Raw genomic sequence first — 17,115 nt, forward strand, 5'->3', positions numbered from 1 at the left:
CTCCGTGCCGGCGAGCATTGCTTGTCGCATCCCGAAACAGTTTGGCTCCGCCCCCAGGGAATAGCGGCGCATGGCAAGCGTGAAGCCCATGGAACGCCCCGCCCACGGCGCCGCGCCGCTGCAAGATTTACCGGGGCGGCCTCCCCGAACGGGCAATTTCGGCAAAGCGTGCCGCCTGATACGGCATGTTCGACGCCGGCCGCTGCAGCCCTTTTCGCCTTTCAACCCCGCGCAGGCACAGCCCTTGCCCTTGGCCGGGCGCGAGATCCCTCGCAATAGGAGAACGCATGAAGAAGATCCTCATCGTCTCGATGGTCGCGCTGGCCACCCTCGGCACCGGCGGCTGCGCGGTCACCAGCGGCCAGAGCACCGTGGGCCAGTATGTCGACGATGCCACCGTCGCGACCCGCGTGAAGGCGCGCTTCGCCGAAGACAGCCAGGTCAGCGCCATGCGCATCCAGGTCGAGGCACTCAAGGGCACCGTGCAGCTCGCCGGCTTCGCCACTTCGCAGGCCGAGAAAGATCGCGCCGGCCAGCTCGCCCGCAGCACGCCCGACGTGAAGGAAGTGCGCAACAACATCATCGTGCGCCCGCCGGAGAAGTGAGCGCCATGCAGACCCCAGCCACGGCGGCCGCCAGGGTGACTCCACACTAGGTCGGGGACCCCATGACGGCGCCCGATCCGCGACTCGAGCCGTCCCAACCGCCGCGCAGCGCCTGGGCTTTGCGCGGCATTTTTTTTGTCGCCCTGGTTTTCGCCGTGCGCGAGGCCCGGCCGCTGCTGGCGCCGGTGCTGATCGCCGTCATGCTGACCTTCGCGCTGGCGCCTGCCGTGCGCTGGCTCCACGGCCGCGGCGTGCCGCCCTCCATCGGCGCCCTGCTGCTGGTGCTGGCGCTGCTGCTGTCCACCGTGTCCGTGGCCAGCAGCCTGGCGCGCCCGGCCGCCAGTTGGTGGCAGGCCGCGCCCACCACCGTCGCCCAGCTGCTGGAGCAGTTGGAGAAGCTGCGGGCCGCCATTCCGGGCTTGAGCCCGCCGCAGCCCGCCACGCGGCTCGGCCGGGTGGCGGCGACACCAGCATCGGACCCTTTGAAGGAAAGGTTGGCTACCGAAGGCGTGGCCTTGACCGGCCTGGTGCTGACACGGGGCCTGTCCTTCCTGCTGGCAGCCGCGGCCACGGTCATCCTGACCTATTTCCTGCTCGCTTCCGAGCAATGGTTGCTGTCCCGCAGCATCGAGGCCTTGCCGCGCCGGCGCACCCGCGCGCTGCTGCTGGGTGGCGTGCGCGCAGCCCAGCGCGACATCAGCCACTACCTCGCCGCCGTTGGCATCATCAACGCGGTCGTGGGCGTCATCCTGGCCCTGGTGCTATGGCTGCTGGGCCTGCCCAACCCGACGCTGTGGGGCTGCATCGCCGCGCTGCTGTGCTTCATTCCCTACCTCGGCCCGATGGCGCTGATGGTGCTGCTGCTGCTCGCCGGCATCGCGACCTTCGAGACCGGGCCGGAAATCTTCGGCCCCACGCTGTCCTTCATGGCCATCCATGCGGTGGAAAGCAACATCGTCAGCCCGGTCATCGTCGGGCGCCGGCTGTCGCTGAGCACCGTGTCGGTCTTCCTGTCGGTGCTGTTCTGGGGTTGGCTGTGGGGCATCGTCGGCGCCCTCATCGCCGTGCCGCTGCTGATCGGGCTGCGCAGCGTGTGCCAGCGCCGGCGGGGCCTGGCGCTGCTGCGGCGCTTCCTGGAGGGCGACCGGCACGCACCGTCGCCGTCGCTGGGCTCGCTGCTGCGCGGGCCGCCATCGAAATCCCGCTCACGCAAGCACTACACCTAGGGGCGGTGGCTCAGCCGCATGCAGTCGGGCACGCCAATTGCCAAGGCGGCCTGATACTTCTTCGTGGCCGGGGCGGGCCACAGCGCTATGGTTGCGTCCGTGCAATCCGCTCACGCCTGCCGCACCTGGACCCGCCATGCCGGTCACCATTCGTTCCCGCTTGCTGTTGCTCGTGCTGTCGGTGCTGCTGCCCGGCATGCTGGGCGTCGCCTGGCTCATTGCCAGCATCTACGAGACCGAACGCGACGCGCATGAGCGCACGCTGCGCGACACGACCCGCGCGCTGTCCCTGCTGGTCGACGGCGAGCTGTCGCGCCGCGCGGCCATCGCCCAGGTGCTGGCGCAGTCACCCGCGCTGGACGGCCCCGGGCCGCTGCGCGAGGAGAGCCGCCTGGCCTTCGAGCGCCTGGCCCGGCGAGCCATGCAGGGGCTGAGCGGCTGGGTTGAGCTGAGGGCACCGGGCAAGCTGCTGCTGAGCACCCGGCCGGGCGACGGCGCCAGCGCCGAATCCAGCGCGCCTGAGGCGCTGAGTGCCACCCCCGTCATGCTGCCGCTGCAACCCGTTGCGCCCACTCCCACGGGCGTGCCCCCGGAGCCGCATGCCGCCTGGGTGGAGCCGGTGACCCGCGACGGCCGCCTGGTCTACAACCTGGTCGTCACGGTGCGGCCCTCGGAGCTGCAGCGCGTCCTGCAGGCGCAGTCGCCGCACCCGGGCTGGATAGGCGCGGTCATGGACAGCAGCGGCCGCCTCGTGGCCCGGCTGCCCGGCGGCGCGGCCTATGTCGGCCGCGAGGGCCGCGCCGACCTGCGTCAGCGCATGGCGGCGGCGCGCGAAGGCGGCTTCGAATCGATCTCGCTGGACGGCCGCGCCACGGCCGGCTACTTCAGCACCTCGGCCCTCGGCTGGAGTTATGTCAGCGCCATGCCGCGCGAGGAATTCGCCGGCCGCGTGCCCCAGGCCGTGCAACGCGTGGCGGTGGGCGCGCTGGCACTGCTGGCCCTGGCCATGGCCGGCGCCATCTGGGTGTCCCGCCGCATCGAGCGGCCGATAGGCGCTCTCAAGCGCCTCGCCCAGGACCTGCAGGCCGGCCGGCCGGTGCAGGCCGCCCCGACCGGCATGGCCGAGTGCGACGAGGTGGCCGAGGCCCTGGCCAGCGCGGCGCGCGACATGGAGACCAGCCGCGCCGAGCTGGAACTCAGCGTGGCCCAGGCCGTGGAGCGCACGCGCCATGTCGAGCAGCGGGGCGCCCAGAGCCAGCGCGTCGTCGCCCTGGGCCGGCTCACCGGCGGCGTGGCGCACGAGTTCAACAACCTGCTGGGCGTCATCAGCAACAGCATGCACCTGATGCAGCGCCACCCCAGCGCCGCCGAGCTGCAGGGGCCGCTGCGCGCCACGCAGCGCTCGGTCGACAAGGGCAGCGCGCTGACCCAGCATCTGCTGCGCTTTTCCGGCCGCCGGCCGGTGCGGGTGCAGACCCTGTCGCTGGCCCGCTACCTGCCCGAGGTGCAGGAGCTGATGCGCAGCGTGCTCGGGCGGCGCATCGAGATCCAGGTGCAGGTGGCGGCCAACGTCTGGCCGGTGCGGGTGGACGCCAACGAGCTGGATCTCGCTCTCGTCAACCTGGCGTTGAATGCCCACGACGCGATGCCGACGGGCGGCGAGCTGCGGCTGCGGGCCAGCAATGCCGAGGCGCACGACAAGGAAGGCCTGCCGCCGGGGGACTATGTGCTGCTGACCGTGGGGGACGACGGCATGGGGCTGGATCCGTCCCTGGTCGAGCATGCCTTCGAGCCCTTCTTCACGACCAAGGGGGTGGGTCAGGGCAGCGGCCTGGGGCTGAGCCAGGTCCATGGTTTCGCGACCCAGGCCGGCGGCACCGCGCGCCTGGCCAGCACGCCGGGCGTGGGCACCACGGTGTCGCTGCTGCTGCCGGTGGCGAGCAACGCCCAGGACAACCAGATGCCGGCCTTTGCCGACACGGCCCCGCAGAGCATTGCCGGCGCCACGGTGCTGCTGGTCGAGGATGACGAGGCCCTGGGTGACGTGACGGCGGCACTGCTGATGGCCCATGGTGCCCGCGTGTTGCGCGCCGCCGAGGTGGGCGCCGCCCTGCGCCTGCTGGACGACGGGGCCGGGGCGGATGTGGTGCTGAGCGACGTCGTCATGCCCGGCGCCATGGACGGGGTCGCGCTGGCGCGCCGGCTGCGCGAGCACCGCCCGCGCCTGCCGGTGGTGCTGATCACCGGCTTCAACAACTCGGCCATTGGCGAAGGCGAGTTCATCACCCTGCACAAGCCCTGCGCGCCAGCCGAGCTGCTGGCCGCGCTGCAGGCGGCCCTCGCGGCGGCACGCATCGCCCACCCGCCGCCCACGGCCGGCCACACGCCGTAACGACAACTCAGCCACCGCGGCAGGCGCGGGCATGCCAAATGCCGATGCCAGGGCTGGACGCACGGTATGCCTGCGGACGGCCGGCGCGTCTTCATCGAACCCTGAAAGGATCTGCCATGAGCAACGACGACATCATCGACACACTGAACGACCTGATCGAAACCTGCAAGGACGGTGAATACGGTTTCCACGCCTCGGCGGAATACCTGAAGGACCCGGCAATCAAGCAGTCCTTCGAGCGCCGCGCCGAGGAGTGCCGCCAGGCTGCCACCGAACTGCAGTCGCAGGTCGTGCGCCTGGGCGGCAAGGCCGAGGACAGCGGTACCGCCGCCGGTGCAATGCACCGCGGCTGGGTGGCCGTGAAGGGCACGCTGGCCGGCTACACCGACAAGGCCATCCTCGAGGAGACCGAGCGCGGTGAGGACAGCGCGATGAGCGCCTATCGCAAGGCGCTGGAAGAGGCCCTGCCGCCCGATGTGCGCATGGTCGTGGAGCGCCAGTACGAAGGCGTGAAGCGCAACCACCTGCAGGTGCGCACGCTACGCGACCAGGCTCGCGCCGCCGTCTGAGCGTGCAGCCGCCCTAGCTTCGGCCGGGGCGGTGCGAGGATTCGGCATCGGCATCGCCGGGCCGCTCCTCGCTGTCGGTTTGCGTCGGCGCGGCCTTGGTGGCGCGCTGGCGAGGCTTGGCAGGGGTGTTGACCAGGCTGGCCTCACCCTCCTGCTCCTGCTCCTCCTCTTCATCTTCATCGTCCTCGTCGTCTTCGCTTTGCGGCGCTTCGTCGATGGCCGTGAGCAACGCTTCAGCGTCATCGGCTTCGCCCGGCGTGAAGACGCGGTCCACGCCGATGTCGGCGCCGTCGCGCACCCCCGTCTCGCCTTCGCTGGACGGCAGCGATTCGCCCAGCGGCAAGGGCGCCACCTGGTCGTCGCGCAGGGCCACGTCGACGGGCAGGCCGGGGTCGGTGCCGTCGTCTTCACCGTCCATGCCCGCCACGTCGCTGCCGCTGTCCGAGCTGTCGCTGGGCCCCAGGCTCGCCTTGTCACGGCCGGCGGGCTCGGCCGCGGCGGAATCGATACCTAGCAGGCTGCTGCGTGCCATGAAAACCTCCGGCTGTGAAACGCGGGACGGCCCCGCACCCATCGCAGGCAAGGCGTGTGCCGCCGTGCCCGCGGATCAGCCAGCGTCGTAAAAGCGCAGCTTTTCCACCGCGAAGCCGCGATCCCGCGCGAGCTGCACCAGCGTTTGGCGGCGCTCCGCGGCCAGCGTCGGTCGGCGTGACAGCAACCACAGCGCGTCCCGCCCGGTGCTGCCAATCAGCGCCTCGTCATAAGTCGGATCGACATGCAGCACGCCATGCTCGAGCCAGGCCAGCGGCAGCCAGCGCAACGCCTCGGGCCAGTGGCTGATCCTGAGCCGGGCGCCGTGGCCGCCCGGCACCGGCTCCACCAAGGCCTCGCTGCCGTGGGTGCCATTGCCGTCGACCCGGCGTTCCAGCAGATCCAGCCGCCCGTCGTCGCGCGGCAGCAGGCCGAACTCCGGCGGCTGCAACGCCGGCGCACCGTGCGCCTTCAATTCACCGACCACGAACCAGCGGCCGCTGAGCTGCGCCAGGTCGACCTCGGCAACGGTGGCCAGTGGCTCGGCCCGATGCGTGCCGAGCAAGGTCTCGACCAGCGGCAGCCCCAGCGTCACGAAGCTGCTCGCCGCAGCGGGGCTGACGCGGCCGCGCCAGCGCTCGGGCAGCAACGGCCAGGCCAGGCCAAGCAGGCGCAGCCAGGGAATGTTCCGCAGCGCGCTGGCGGGGCGCGGCGTTGCGGGCTCGGCGTGAGGGCGCCGGCGCAACGCCAGCAGCGCCGCAACGGCGAGCAGCGCGCCACCCACCGGCAGCAGCAGCTTCCTGGGTTGCAAGCGGTGGCGCAGCTGGCCCGTGAGACCTTCGACACCCGCGTGCAGCCTGGCCTCGCGCGCCATCAGCCGGTGCTCGACATCCAGGATGCGGGCATCGATATCGGGTTCAGGCAGCGGCGCGTTCATCGCTGGCCTCATTGGGTTGCGGGTCGGGAGCCAGCATCAGGTGGCGCCGCGTTGCGGGCAGGCGCAACCTGGGCAACAGGCTGCGCACGCGTTGCAGCGCCAGCACGATGGCCAGCCCGTTGACGGCGATGGCCAGCAGCAGGGCCACCTCCAGCGGCAGCCCGGCCGCGACCAGCAGGCGGATGACGCCGGCCCACAGCACCAGCCAGGCCGTCACACCGAGGATGGCCACGGCCACCATCAGTGCAACGATCTGGGCCAGCGCCTGGACCGCGCGTTGCAGCTCCAGCGACAGCAGCTCGACCCGGTCGCTGACCAGGCCAGGCAACTCGCGCCACAGCGACTGCAGTTGCTCCAGCAGTGGGGCGGGCTGGTCTTGCGGTGAGTCGGCCAAGGCCGCCTCAGCGGGCGAGCCGGGCAACCAGCACGCCGACGGCCAGGGCCGTCGCGATGGCGGCCAGCGGATGCTCGCGCACGGTGCTGCGCAGGCTCTCGGCCCATTCATCGCCCAGGTCGCGCGCATCGCTGGCGCGCTGGCTCAGCGATTCGCTAGCGGCCTGCACGCCGTCCTGCAAACGCTGCACGGCGGGGGCGGCCGTCTCGGCCACGCGGTCGATGGCGCTGTGCGCACCTTGCACAACGCGGTTCAGCACGTCGTGACCGACGGCTGCGCCTTTGTCGATGGCCTCACCGGCCTTGGCGGCCGTGTCGTTGACGACGGCTGCGGCAGGCGCGGGCGTGGCGGGCGAGACCGACGAGGTCGGGAAGGGCGTATTGGCAGTGGTGGTGGCCATGGTGGTCCTAGGGTTGGAAAGCGGGTGACGGTTCAGCGCAGGGTGCCGCGGCGGATCAGGTTGACGATCGCCAGCAGCACGACCGCGCCCAGCAGGGACACGACGAGAGCACCCAGGCTGAGAGCGTCTTGATTGATGCTCGGGATGCCGACCATGGGCGAGATCAGCCAGCCGCCAATGGCTGCGCCGACGATGCCGACCAGGACATTGAGGATGACGCCCTGTTCGCCGTCGGTGCGCATCAGCAGGCTGGCAATCCAGCCGATGATGCCCCCGGAGATGAGCCAGACAATCAGATTCATGATGTGCTCCTGGTCGAGGTGAAGTCACCGGCATCAGGCAAACGGGGTGCCGCTCGCGCGTTGCGCGCGGTGGAAGAACTTGCAGCAGGGCTTGCCAGCCGCGTGCTCAGATGGCGCCGACGCTGCCGGTCACGGGCAGCACGATGCCGGTGATGTAGCCAGCACACACTGGCGCGGCGAGGAAGACATAGGCCGGCGACAGCTCTTCCGGCTGGGCGGCGCGCTTCAGGTCGGTCTGCTTGCCGAACTCGGCCACCTTGTCGGCGGGCGAATCGGCCGGATTCAGTGGCGTCCACACCGGCCCCGGCGCGACGGCATTGACGCGGATGCCGCGCTCGATGAGGTTGCTGGCCAGCGACTTGGTCAGCGCATGGATGGCGCCCTTGGTGGCCGAGTAGTCGATGAGCTTGGCGCTGCCCCGCAGGCCGGTCGTCGAGCCGGTGTTGATGATGGAGCCGCCTGCCTTCAGATGCGGCAGCACCGCGCGGGCCATGCGCAGATAGCCACCGATGTTGGTGTCCAGCGTCTCCATGATGCGTTCGTCGTCGAGATCCTCCAGCGAGGAGGCGTGCTCCTGAAAGGCGGCGTTGTTGACGAGCACGTCGATCTTGCCGAAGCGCTCCATGACCTGGTCGACGGCGTCCTCACACCAGCGGCTGTCCTTCACGTCGCCCTGCAGCAGCAGGCATTGGCGGCCTTCGGCCTCGATGCAGCGGCGGGTCTCCTCGGCGTCCTCAGTGGAGGAGTGGTAGGCCACGGCCACGTCGGCGCCCTCGCGCGCGAACAGCACCGCCACGGCGCGGCCGATGCCGGAGTCGGCGCCCGTGATGAGGGCGACGAAGTCCTGCAGCTTGCCGCTGCCGCGGTAGTCGGGTGCCAGGAAGCGCGGCGCGAGTTCGAGGTCGGCCTCGCGGCCGGGCTTTTGCAGATGCTGGGCGGGCAGGGTTTCGGGCTGCTTGCGGGCGCCAGCCTGCATGGCGCCGCTCTCTTCTTCCTTCTTGCCGTGCTTGGCTTGCCCGGCATCGGCCTGGTCCTGGCGCTTCTGGATGGCGCGCTGGGTCTGGAGGGTCTTGTCGACTGTCGTCATCGTGGGTCCTTCTTCTTCAACTGGGCCGCTTCGGTTTCCTTGCCCGAGGGCGTCTGCGCATCCAGGCCGCGGTCGGGCGATTCGGCGACCTGGGCGATGTTGCCGGGCCGCTCGATGAGCTCTTCGATGATGAAGTGGCCATAGTGCTGGGCACGCTCGGCGCCGCAGCCCTGGGCGGCCCGGGCTACCTGGATGGCCTGGTCGTCATTGGCGACACGGACAACCAGCCAGTGGTAGCCCTTGGCGGCGAGCGCGCGGTGGGCGAGCACGAGATTCATCTCCTGTCCCACCGAGGCGAGCGGGCTGGCGTGGGCGATGTCCTCGTCGATCTGCCTGAGCATCTCCTGGTCGCTGTAGTGGCGCACCGCGCCGTCAGGCAGGCCGAAACCGGCCATGGCCTGGCCGGCGCGGGCGGCTTGGCCCGCCTCGGGGAATGAAATGACGACGTGGCCGACCGGCTTGAAGACGCCGAAGCTGCGCGGCGCGTCGGTGGTGGCGGCGGAAGTGGACATAGATGGGCCCTGGTTGGCGAGAGCCCGTCAGTGGCAAGGGCGGTGCCCGGCTTGCATCGCGGCGCCGGGCACGCGGATTGCCACCAGGCCTGAGCTTTCATTCCGGAGGACCCATGCCCAGCCCAGCCCGCCGACCCGTTCTCTATGTCGAGGACCACCCGGTCAATGCGCTGTTGATGGCCGCGATTCTGGAAAGACGGCCTCAGCTGGAGCTCCTCGTCGCCACCACGGGCGAAGAGGCGCTTTGCATGGCGGCCGGCCTGCACCCCGCCCTGCTGCTGCTCGACCTGGGCCTGCCCGATTGCCACGGCAGCCGGTTGCTCGGCCTGCTGCGGGCGTTGCCTGGCTGCGAGTCGGTGCCGGCCGTGGCCGTGACGGCCGACGTCAACTTCCCGGTCGAGGATTGGGGTTTCTGCGAACTGTGGCCCAAGCCGCTGAATGTCGACGAGGTGCTGGCTCGCCTGGATGCGCGGGTGGGTACCCATCCCTCGCCGCCGCCGCAGTTGCCTGAGCTGCACACCCGGCCGGCACCGGTCGCACTGGCGCCGCACTGGCGCTGAGAGCTGCTGCGGGCACTGCCATGCCCGCATGACGCAACCGTCTTCACGGCCCGCGGACGGCACGCGAGCTCCGCGCCGCGGCCGCAACTAAGGCCTGGCAGCGGCCCCGCGCCGAGACCGCTGCCCGGGCGCGAAAAATGCGCACAGCAGTGGGCGGCCCAACCTCATGACCGAGCACCTTGCACGACGCGGTGCACCAGGTGCAGCTTGCGCACCGCCTGCGCCGACAGCACGAAGGGATAGAAGTCGGCCACGCCCATGCTGCGTGACAGCTCGTTGAGCACGCCGGTCAGTTCCATCCAGCTGTTGATGAGCTGCAGAAAACCGGCATCCGCCACCAGGTTGGCGTCGAAGCGCTCGTAGTTCAACTCCACGCGCTCGCCATCCAGGCCGAAGCTGCGGGCCGTGTCCAGCGTGTCGACCAGGTGCAGGTAGTGCGCCCAGGTCTCGGCACAATCCTCCCAGGGGTGGGCGCTGGCGTAGGCGCTGACGAAACGCTGGCCCCAGTCGGGGGGCGCGCCGTTGGCGTAGTGGCGCTGGAGCGCCTGGCCATAGTCCTCGCGCTCGTCGCCGAAGAGTTCGCGCCAGACGGGCAGCCAGTCCGTCGGCTCGACGAGGCGCTGCCAGTAGTAGTGGCCGGTCTCGTGGCGCAGATGGCCCAGCAGCGTGCGGTAGGGCTCGCCGAGCTGATGGCGCCGGGCCTCGCGGCGCGCGTCGTCGGCCTCGGACACGTCCAGCGTGATGACGCCATCGGCATGGCCGGTGATGACGGCCGGGCCTTCGGGGGGCGCCAGCAGCAGGTCAAAGGCCAGGCCGTGCTCGGCATCCTCGGCGCGCGACAGCACCGGCAGGCCCAGGCCGATCAACGATGACACCAGGCGGCGCTTGGCCGCTTCGATGCGCCCCCACCAAAGGCCGGCTTCGGGCTGGGACAGGTCAGGCACGGTACGCGTCAGCCGGCAACAGCGGCACAGCGTCAAGCCGGCCATCACTTCCGTGACGTCCAGCAGCCAGTTGCACGCGGCCGCGCTGTCCAGGTTGGCGCAGCGCGCGTAGCGGGGCGCGCGGCGTGCCGGCACGCCAGCCTCGCGCCAGCCGCCGCGGCCTGAGCGTGTGGGTGCGGCCTCCAGCGCCAGCAACTGGCCCCGAGCGGGGGCATAACCCAGTGGCCGGTGGCAGGCCAGGCATTCGCTGTTGCGGAAGAACACCGGCCGGCCGCAGGCGCAGCTGAACGCCCGCGGCGTCGTCGGCGATGGCACGGCGTGCCGCGTGGCAGCAACGGAGCTCACCAGGCGCTCCAGCACAGCATCAGGCCAGCCGTTACGCGCAGGTCCAGCTCGGCGCTGCGCAGGCGATCGGCATCAAGCCAGGGCGGCATAGCGCGGCACGGTCCGGGCGGCCGCAGCCAGTTGCAGCAGCTGCTGCTCGAAGCGGCGCTGCACGCTGCCCCAGTCGGCCTGGAGGGCGTCCAGCCGCGCTTCCATGCGCAGCAGGCCGTCGGGCGCGGAGGCATCCAGGGCGCGGGTGGCCGCATCCAGGAAGGCATCGGCGGCGTCCAGGCCCTGGCAGACCGGTGCCAGGCAGCCACTGACACCGTCGCGCACATGCTGGGCGGCGGCGCCGGTGTCGAACGCGGCGACGGCCAGGCCGCTGGCCAGGGCTTCCAGCGTCACGTTGCCGAAGGTCTCGGTCTGGCTGGGAAAGAGGAAGACGTCGGCGCTGGCGTAGTGGCGGGCCAGCGCGAGGCCCGTCTGCATGCCGACGAAGCGCGCCGTCGAGTGGGTGCGCTCGAGCTTCGCGCGCAGCGGGCCGTCGCCGACCACCACCATGCGCAGCCCCGGACGGCGGGCGCTCAGGCGCTCGAAGGTCTGCAACGCCAGGCTCGCGTTCTTCTCCGGTGCCAGCCGGCCGACATAGAGCATGACGCGATGATCGTTGCCGATGCGCCATTCGCGGCGCAACCGCAGGTCGCGGCGATCAGGCGAGAACAGCTTGGCGTCGACGCCCCGGCCGAGCAGCCGCAGGCGCTCGAAGCCGTGGGCGGCGAGTTCACGCTGCAGCTCCGCGGTCGGCACGAAGTTGAGGTCGGCCATGCCATGCAGGCGCTTCAGATAGCCCAGCACGACGGTCTCCAGCCAGCCCAGGCCGTAGTGGCCGCAATAGGCGTGGAAGTTGGTGCGGAAGTCGGCGCTGCGGGGAACGCCCTCGGCGTGCGCAGCGCGCAGCGCGGCCCAGCCCAGCGGGCCGGGTGTCGTCACATGCACGAGGTCGGGCGGACCGCCGCATTCGCGCCACAGCGCGCGCAGCCCCGCCGACGTGGCCAAGCCGTAGCGCAGCTCGGGATACATCGGGATCGGACCGCCGCCGCAGCGCCATTCCCGCTCGTCACGGCGGGCCGCTTCACCCGGCTGGCGCGGCCGGATCAGCTGCACCTCGTGCCCGACGTCGCGCAGATGCCGCAGGGCGCGCTCGGCCGTCAGGGCCACGCCGTTGATCTCCGGCGGAAAGGTCTCGGTGACATAGGCGATGCGCACGACGCTTCACTCCGGCTGTTGCATTCCGCCGTCATGGCAAGTGGAATGCCCGCCCCTTCCTGGCCCTTGCTGCTCAGGTCGACCGAGCGGCCGCCCGGGAGCGCAGCAGGGCCATCAACTGGCGCTCGGCGGCGCTCAGGCCGGACCGGGCCGAAGGCGCCGCCGCCCACGGCTGGGCGCGCAGCGCGGCGCGGGCCGCCTCATCGCTCAGCGCGTCGCCCAGAGCCAGCACGCGCGGGTGGATGTAAGCCTTGCGGCAAACCGCTGGGGTGTTGCCCAGGCGCTTGGCCACGGCGGCCAGCAGTTGCTGCGGCCGGCAGGGCTCGGCGCCTTCGGCACAGGCCTGCAGCGTCAACTGCAGGGCCAGCACGCTGCCATGCCAGGTGCGAAAGTCCTTGGCCGTCACGCGCCGGCCGGCGGCCTCGGCCAGCCAGGCATTGACGTCCGCCGAGTCGACGGCATGGGTCTGGCCGCCCTCGTCGAGATAGCGGAACAGCTCCTGGCCGGGCAGCTCGCGGCAGCGGCGCACGATGCGGGCGACACGGCGGTCGCTCACGCTGACCGAGTGGCGCACGCCGCTCTTGCCGACAAAGGACAGCCGGATGGCGTCACCCTGCACGCCGGCATGGCGGTTGCGCAGCGTCGACAGGCCGTAGGAGCCGTTCTCGCGCGCATAGGCACTGTTGCCGATGCGCAGCCAGGTGGTGTCCAGCAGGCGCACCAAAGTGGCCAGCACGCGCTCGCGGGTGGGCTCGCCCTGCCCCGCCAGCGCGCGCTGCACGCGTCGGCGCAGCCGTGGCAGCACAGCGCCAAAGCGCAGCAGGCCGTCGAACTTGGTCTGGCCGCGGTCGGCCATCCAGTCGGCGTGATAACGATATTGCTTGCGCCCGCGCGCATCGCGGCCGGTGGCCTGCAGATGGCTGTCGGCATGCGGGCTGATCCAGACCTGCTGCCAGGCCGGTGGAATGGCCAGCTTGCGGATGCGCGCGAGCGTGGCGTCGTCACGGACACGCCGGCCGCAGGCGTCCCGGTATTGGAAGCCGCCGGAAGTCGCCGGCTCGCGGCGGATGCCGGGACCCGTATCGCTGAGCCAGCGCAGGCCGGCCTGGCGCGCCTGGCGAACCTCCGGGGCCCGGGATGACGGCGGGTTGGGCATGTCGTGCCCAGGCAGGCGACGTGCCAGGCATGCCGATTGCCTCCGCGCCGCAATGCATGCGAACCACGCCGTGCCCGAGCAGCAGGTCCAGGAGACGTCTCCTGGTGCGGGCCCCCATCTGCTGGATGTATCGATGTTCTGGGGCGCCACGGGCGGCGTGCGGCGCGTGTTGACGGCCAAGCATGAGCGGCTGCGCCCGCTGGGCTGGCGGCACACGGTCATCGCGCCCGGCGCCCAGGGCCCCGGCATGGTGGACTGCGGCGGCATGCCCCTGCCCCGCAGCGGCGGCTACCGCATGGTGCTGGGCCGGGGCCGCGCGCTGCGGCAGATCGAATTCGTCGCGCCCGACATCGTCGAATCCGCCGACCCCTATGTACTGGCCTGGGCGTCGCTGGCCGCGGCGGAGCAGTTGCGCATCCCGGCCGTGGCCTTCTGCCACAGCAACCTGCCCCAGCTGGCGGCGCGCCTGGCGGGCGGCCCCGAAGGCACGCGCCTGGGGCGCGGCGCCGAGCGCTGGGCCCGGCGCTATCTGGTCAACCTGTACCGCCATTTCGATCTCGTCATGGCCCCCAGCAGCGGCATGGTGCAGCTGCTGCAGTCCTGGGGCGTGCCGCGCGTGACGCTGCAGCCCCTGGGCGTGGACTGCTCGGCCTTCACGCCCTGCGCGCGCGACGCCGCCTGGCGGCTGCAGTTTTGCAGCGACCACGGCCTGGCGCCGGATACGCGCCTGTTCATCTACACCGGCCGCTTCGCATTGGAGAAGAACCTGCAGCTGCTGGCCGATGCGGTCGCCCTGCTGGGCCGCGGCCATGTGCTGCTGGCCGTGGGCGACGGGCCGGCGCCGCCGCTTGGCGAACAGGTGCTGGTGCTGCCGCCGGAACACGACAGCCGGCAACTGGCCCGCATGGTGGCCAGCTGTGATGCTTACGTGCACGCTGGCGACCAGGAGACCTTCGGCCTGGGTGTGCTCGAGGCCATGGCCTGCGGCACGCCGGTGGTGGTCGCCAGTGCCGGCGGCCTGGCCGAACTGGCGCGCGACGCGGGACTGCTGGTGGACCGGCCGCGGGCCGGCTCCTGGGCTGAAGCGATGGACGCCAGCCTGGACGGCAACCAGGCGGTTCAGCGCCGCAACGCCCTGGCGCGCGCCCAAGCGCAGGACTGGCCGCACGTGATGGCGCAGATGACGCGGCGCTACACCGCCCTGCTCGGCCGCCAGCCCACACTGGTTGCGCCGGCCCGCAACCCGGCTCTGCCGCTGGCCAATCGGCTGGCACGCCAGCGTTGACGGCGCCGACCCGAGCGGCCGGCGCCGTGTGCGTCGTGCTGCACGACGTGTCACCGGCGCGCTGGGACGGCTGCCTGCGCGTGCTGGCTGAACTGCGCCGCTGTGCCAGCCATGCCGGCGTGCGGCTGCCGCTGTCCCTGCTCGTGGTGCCCCGCATGCACGGCGATGCGGAAGTGCCGCCGCGCTATCTGCGCTGGTTGCGCGGCATGGCCGGCGCCGGCCATGAACTGCTGCTGCACGGCCTCACCCACCGCGACGAAGGCCCGCCGCTGCGCGGCCTGGGCGACTATCTGCTGCGCCGCCACTACACGGCGGGCGAGGGCGAGTTTGCCGCCCTGTCCCACGCGCAGGCCATGCAACGGCTGCGCGAGGGCCGTACCTGGGCCGGCGACCACGGTCTGCCCATGGACGGCTTCGTCGCGCCGGCCTGGCTGCTCGCCCCACCGGCGCTGCAAGCCGTTGCCGACGCAGGCTTTCGCCACACCTGCACGCTGACCGAGGTCATCGCCCTGCCACACCGGCATGTGCTGCCGGCGCCCAGCCTGGTGTTCAGCACACGCACGGCCTGGCGCCGCGGGCTGTCATTGGCCTGGAACAGCCTGCAGGCGCGCCGCGCCCGCGAGGCGCCGCTGCTGCGCCTGGAGCTGCATCCGGGCGACGCGGATCACCGCGCCGTGGTGCGCTGCTGGACGCGGCTGCTCGACGAGGCCCTGCGCACGCGCACGCCGCTGCGCCTGGCCGAGGCGGCGCAGATGGCGCGGGTGCTAGCGGGGCATCAGCGGGGGCTGCTGCGCGAGCTCAATAGGTGCCACAGCGCAAACACCAGTGTGCCGACCGCCGCCGCAACGAGGGCGGAGCGCACCGGCTCGTCGCGCACATAGCCCACGGTCCGCTCGCGGGCCTGCGAGACGCCGGAGCGCATGTTGCGCAGTACCGGCGCCATGGCGTCGCGCGCTTCGCTCACGCCGTCGGCCAGATGGTCCAGGCCGCGCCGCGCGGCGTTCTGCGCCTTCTGCAGGCCATGCCGCGAAGCGTCGGCCGCATCGTCAACCCAATCTGCGTGACCCATGGTGCTTCCTTCATCAGAGTGTCGGAATGCAGTTGGGGCAATCCGCGCGCCGTGCCCGCGCTCAGTCGCGCTGCGGGGGGCCGCCGAGATCCGCAGCCGCGCTGCCTTCGGCTGCATATTCCTTCAGCCGGTTGTACAGCGTCTTCAGGCTGATCCCCAGCACCGCAGCGGTGCGTTCCTTGTGGTGGTTGAAGTGGCGCAGCGTGGCCAGCATCAGCGCGCGTTCGGCCTGCGCCACGCTGGAGCCGATGGGCAGGGTGATGAAGGGCATGTCGGCATCGGCGTTCAGCATCTCGGGCAGCCGCGCTGGCGACGGCGGGATACCGACCGGCGGCGCCACTGGCAGGTCTTGCGGCCCCTGGCCTCCCCAAGTCGAAGTGACTCCCGTCTCTTCGCTGCCGGGCAGCCAGGTCTCATCGATCAGCTCGCCCTGGGCCATCACATAAGCGCGCTGCACGACATTGCGCAGCTCGCGCACATTGCCCGGCCAGGGGTAACCCACCAAGGTCGCCAGCGCCTCGGGCGAGAAGCGGCGCACGGTGCCCTCCTGCTCACTGATGGCGGCCAGGAAATGGTTGGCCAGCAGCGGGATGTCGGCGATGCGGTCCCGCAGCGGCGGCAGCGCGATCGGGAAGATGTTCAGGCGATAGAGCAGGTCTTCGCGCAGCTTGCCCGAGGCCACGGCCTGGTAGGGCAGGCGGTTGGTGGCCGCGACGATGCGCACATCGGTCTCCTGGCTGGTGGTGCTGCCCACGCGCATGAAGCGCCCGGTCTCCAGCACGCGCAGCAGCTTGACCTGCAGCTCCAGCGGCATCTCGGTGATCTCGTCCAGGAAGAGAGTGCCACCGCTGGCGCGCTCGAAGAAGCCCTGGTGCTGGCGCTCGGCACCGGTGAAGCTGCCCTTCTCGTGGCCGAAGATCTCGCTCTCGATCAGGTTGGGGCTGATGGCCCCGCAGTTCACGGCCAGGAAGGGGCGCTTGCGACGGCGGCTGAGGTCGTGCACGGTTTGCGCCACCACCTCCTTGCCGGTACCCGACTCGCCCGTGATGAAGACCGACACGCTGGTACCCGCCACGCGCGAGATCTGCTCGTAGATGCGCTTCATCGGCGCGCTGCGGCCCCAGAGATGGCCGAAATGACCGGACTCGTCCAGATTGGCGGTCAGATCCTCCACCTCGGCCTGCAGGGTCGCCGGCTTCATGATGCGCGACAGCACCCCTTGCAACTGCTTGAGGTTGACGGGTTTGACGAGATAGTCGGCCGCCCCCAGGCGCAGCGCCTGGATGGAGGTCTCCAGATTGGCGTGGCCAGTGCAAAGCACGACCTCCGAATTGGCCACCAGCTTGGGGTCGGCCAGCAGGTCCATGCCATTGCCGTCGGGCAGGCGCAGGTCCAGCAGCAGGATGTCGGGCTGCTGCAGCGAGAGCTGCTTGCGCGCATCGCGCAAGTTGTGAGCGACCGCCACGGTGAACTGCTCGCCCGCGATCAACTCGCGCAGGGAGGCGGCTGAATCGTGGTCATCGTCCACTACCAGGGCATGCGGCATCGTTTCCTTC

General features: G+C 71.1%; 19 protein-coding genes. 7 read left to right on the forward strand and 12 right to left on the reverse strand.

The window, feature by feature from the left end; translation table 11 throughout:
• Positions 1–287 precede the first annotated feature (287 nt).
• The 4 genes from ACXJLH_RS13080 to ACXJLH_RS13095 all read left to right on the forward strand — a co-directional run bounded on the left by ACXJLH_RS13080 (position 288) and on the right by ACXJLH_RS13095 (position 4,792).
• Entirely contained in the window at positions 288–605 is a 318-nt protein-coding gene (locus tag ACXJLH_RS13080; RefSeq protein WP_457390186.1) for a BON domain-containing protein, read from the forward strand.
• Positions 606–667: 62 nt separating this feature from the next.
• Positions 668–1,831, forward strand: coding sequence for an AI-2E family transporter (locus ACXJLH_RS13085; RefSeq protein WP_457444522.1), 1,164 nt, complete (start codon positions 668–670; stop codon positions 1,829–1,831).
• A 136-nt stretch (positions 1,832–1,967) separates the two neighbouring features.
• On the forward strand, positions 1,968–4,223 hold the full coding sequence (locus ACXJLH_RS13090; RefSeq protein ID WP_056198725.1) for a hybrid sensor histidine kinase/response regulator: 2,256 nt from the start codon (positions 1,968–1,970) through the stop codon (positions 4,221–4,223).
• 116 nt (positions 4,224–4,339) lie between these two features.
• On the forward strand, positions 4,340–4,792 hold the full coding sequence (locus ACXJLH_RS13095; RefSeq protein ID WP_056198727.1) for a PA2169 family four-helix-bundle protein: 453 nt from the start codon (positions 4,340–4,342) through the stop codon (positions 4,790–4,792).
• Positions 4,793–4,805: 13 nt separating this feature from the next.
• On the opposite strand, the gene ACXJLH_RS13100 is transcribed toward ACXJLH_RS13095, so the two are convergent.
• From ACXJLH_RS13100 to ACXJLH_RS13130, 7 genes are all read right to left on the reverse strand, one after another.
• A complete protein-coding gene (locus ACXJLH_RS13100) occupies positions 4,806–5,324 on the reverse strand; it encodes a hypothetical protein (protein ID WP_457444525.1) in 519 nt (172 codons plus the stop codon).
• A 75-nt stretch (positions 5,325–5,399) separates the two neighbouring features.
• Complete coding sequence (locus tag ACXJLH_RS13105) at positions 5,400–6,260, reverse strand: lipocalin family protein (RefSeq protein ID WP_457444526.1); 861 nt, start codon at positions 6,258–6,260, stop codon at positions 5,400–5,402.
• Positions 6,241–6,654 carry a phage holin family protein gene (locus tag ACXJLH_RS13110; RefSeq protein WP_457354418.1) on the reverse strand — a complete coding sequence of 138 codons (414 nt, stop codon included), beginning with the start codon at positions 6,652–6,654 and terminating at the stop codon, positions 6,241–6,243. The genes ACXJLH_RS13105 and ACXJLH_RS13110 overlap by 20 nt, the downstream gene beginning before the upstream one ends.
• A 7-nt stretch (positions 6,655–6,661) precedes the next feature.
• Positions 6,662–7,054 (reverse strand): DUF883 family protein, encoded by a 393-nt coding sequence (locus tag ACXJLH_RS13115; protein WP_457390181.1) that lies wholly within the window; start codon positions 7,052–7,054, stop codon positions 6,662–6,664.
• A gap of 32 nt (positions 7,055–7,086) precedes the next feature.
• A complete protein-coding gene (locus ACXJLH_RS13120) occupies positions 7,087–7,356 on the reverse strand; it encodes a GlsB/YeaQ/YmgE family stress response membrane protein (RefSeq protein ID WP_056198742.1) in 270 nt (89 codons plus the stop codon).
• Positions 7,357–7,462: 106 nt separating this feature from the next.
• Entirely contained in the window at positions 7,463–8,443 is a 981-nt protein-coding gene (locus tag ACXJLH_RS13125) for an SDR family oxidoreductase (protein ID WP_457444528.1), read from the reverse strand.
• Complete coding sequence (locus ACXJLH_RS13130; RefSeq protein ID WP_457444530.1) at positions 8,440–8,955, reverse strand: hypothetical protein; 516 nt, start codon at positions 8,953–8,955, stop codon at positions 8,440–8,442. The genes ACXJLH_RS13125 and ACXJLH_RS13130 overlap by 4 nt, the downstream gene beginning before the upstream one ends.
• 113 nt (positions 8,956–9,068) lie before the next feature.
• Between ACXJLH_RS13130 and ACXJLH_RS13135 the strand changes: the two genes are divergently transcribed.
• A complete protein-coding gene (locus tag ACXJLH_RS13135) occupies positions 9,069–9,515 on the forward strand; it encodes a response regulator (RefSeq protein ID WP_056198749.1) in 447 nt (148 codons plus the stop codon).
• A 164-nt stretch (positions 9,516–9,679) separates the two neighbouring features.
• Here ACXJLH_RS13135 and ACXJLH_RS13140 read toward each other — a convergent pair whose 3' ends face one another.
• From ACXJLH_RS13140 to ACXJLH_RS13150, 3 genes are all read right to left on the reverse strand, one after another.
• Positions 9,680–10,804, reverse strand: coding sequence for a zinc-binding metallopeptidase family protein (locus tag ACXJLH_RS13140; protein WP_457444532.1), 1,125 nt, complete (start codon positions 10,802–10,804; stop codon positions 9,680–9,682).
• A gap of 72 nt (positions 10,805–10,876) precedes the next feature.
• On the reverse strand, positions 10,877–12,049 hold the full coding sequence (locus tag ACXJLH_RS13145) for a glycosyltransferase family 4 protein (protein ID WP_457444534.1): 1,173 nt from the start codon (positions 12,047–12,049) through the stop codon (positions 10,877–10,879).
• A 73-nt stretch (positions 12,050–12,122) separates the two neighbouring features.
• Positions 12,123–13,205 carry a DNA topoisomerase IB gene (locus ACXJLH_RS13150; RefSeq protein ID WP_457444537.1) on the reverse strand — a complete coding sequence of 361 codons (1,083 nt, stop codon included), beginning with the start codon at positions 13,203–13,205 and terminating at the stop codon, positions 12,123–12,125.
• Positions 13,206–13,257: 52 nt separating this feature from the next.
• On the opposite strand from ACXJLH_RS13150, the gene ACXJLH_RS13155 reads away from it, so the two are divergent.
• Positions 13,258–14,490 (forward strand): glycosyltransferase, encoded by a 1,233-nt coding sequence (locus tag ACXJLH_RS13155; RefSeq protein WP_457444539.1) that lies wholly within the window; start codon positions 13,258–13,260, stop codon positions 14,488–14,490.
• Positions 14,487–15,371 carry a DUF2334 domain-containing protein gene (locus tag ACXJLH_RS13160; protein ID WP_457444541.1) on the forward strand — a complete coding sequence of 295 codons (885 nt, stop codon included), beginning with the start codon at positions 14,487–14,489 and terminating at the stop codon, positions 15,369–15,371. The genes ACXJLH_RS13155 and ACXJLH_RS13160 overlap by 4 nt, the downstream gene beginning before the upstream one ends.
• Here the strand turns inward: ACXJLH_RS13160 and ACXJLH_RS13165 are convergent.
• Together ACXJLH_RS13165 and ACXJLH_RS13170 are read right to left on the reverse strand one after the other, a co-directional pair.
• The gene (locus ACXJLH_RS13165) at positions 15,266–15,559 is read right to left on the reverse strand and encodes a hypothetical protein (RefSeq protein WP_457444543.1); all 294 of its coding nucleotides are present in this window, start codon (positions 15,557–15,559) and stop codon (positions 15,266–15,268) included. The two genes, ACXJLH_RS13160 and ACXJLH_RS13165, sit on opposite strands and share 106 nt — an antisense overlap.
• Positions 15,560–15,620: 61 nt before the next feature.
• Positions 15,621–17,105 (reverse strand): sigma-54-dependent transcriptional regulator, encoded by a 1,485-nt coding sequence (locus tag ACXJLH_RS13170; RefSeq protein ID WP_457354435.1) that lies wholly within the window; start codon positions 17,103–17,105, stop codon positions 15,621–15,623.
• Positions 17,106–17,115 lie beyond the last annotated feature (10 nt).

Source organism: Roseateles sp. P5_E4, assembly GCF_054049255.1.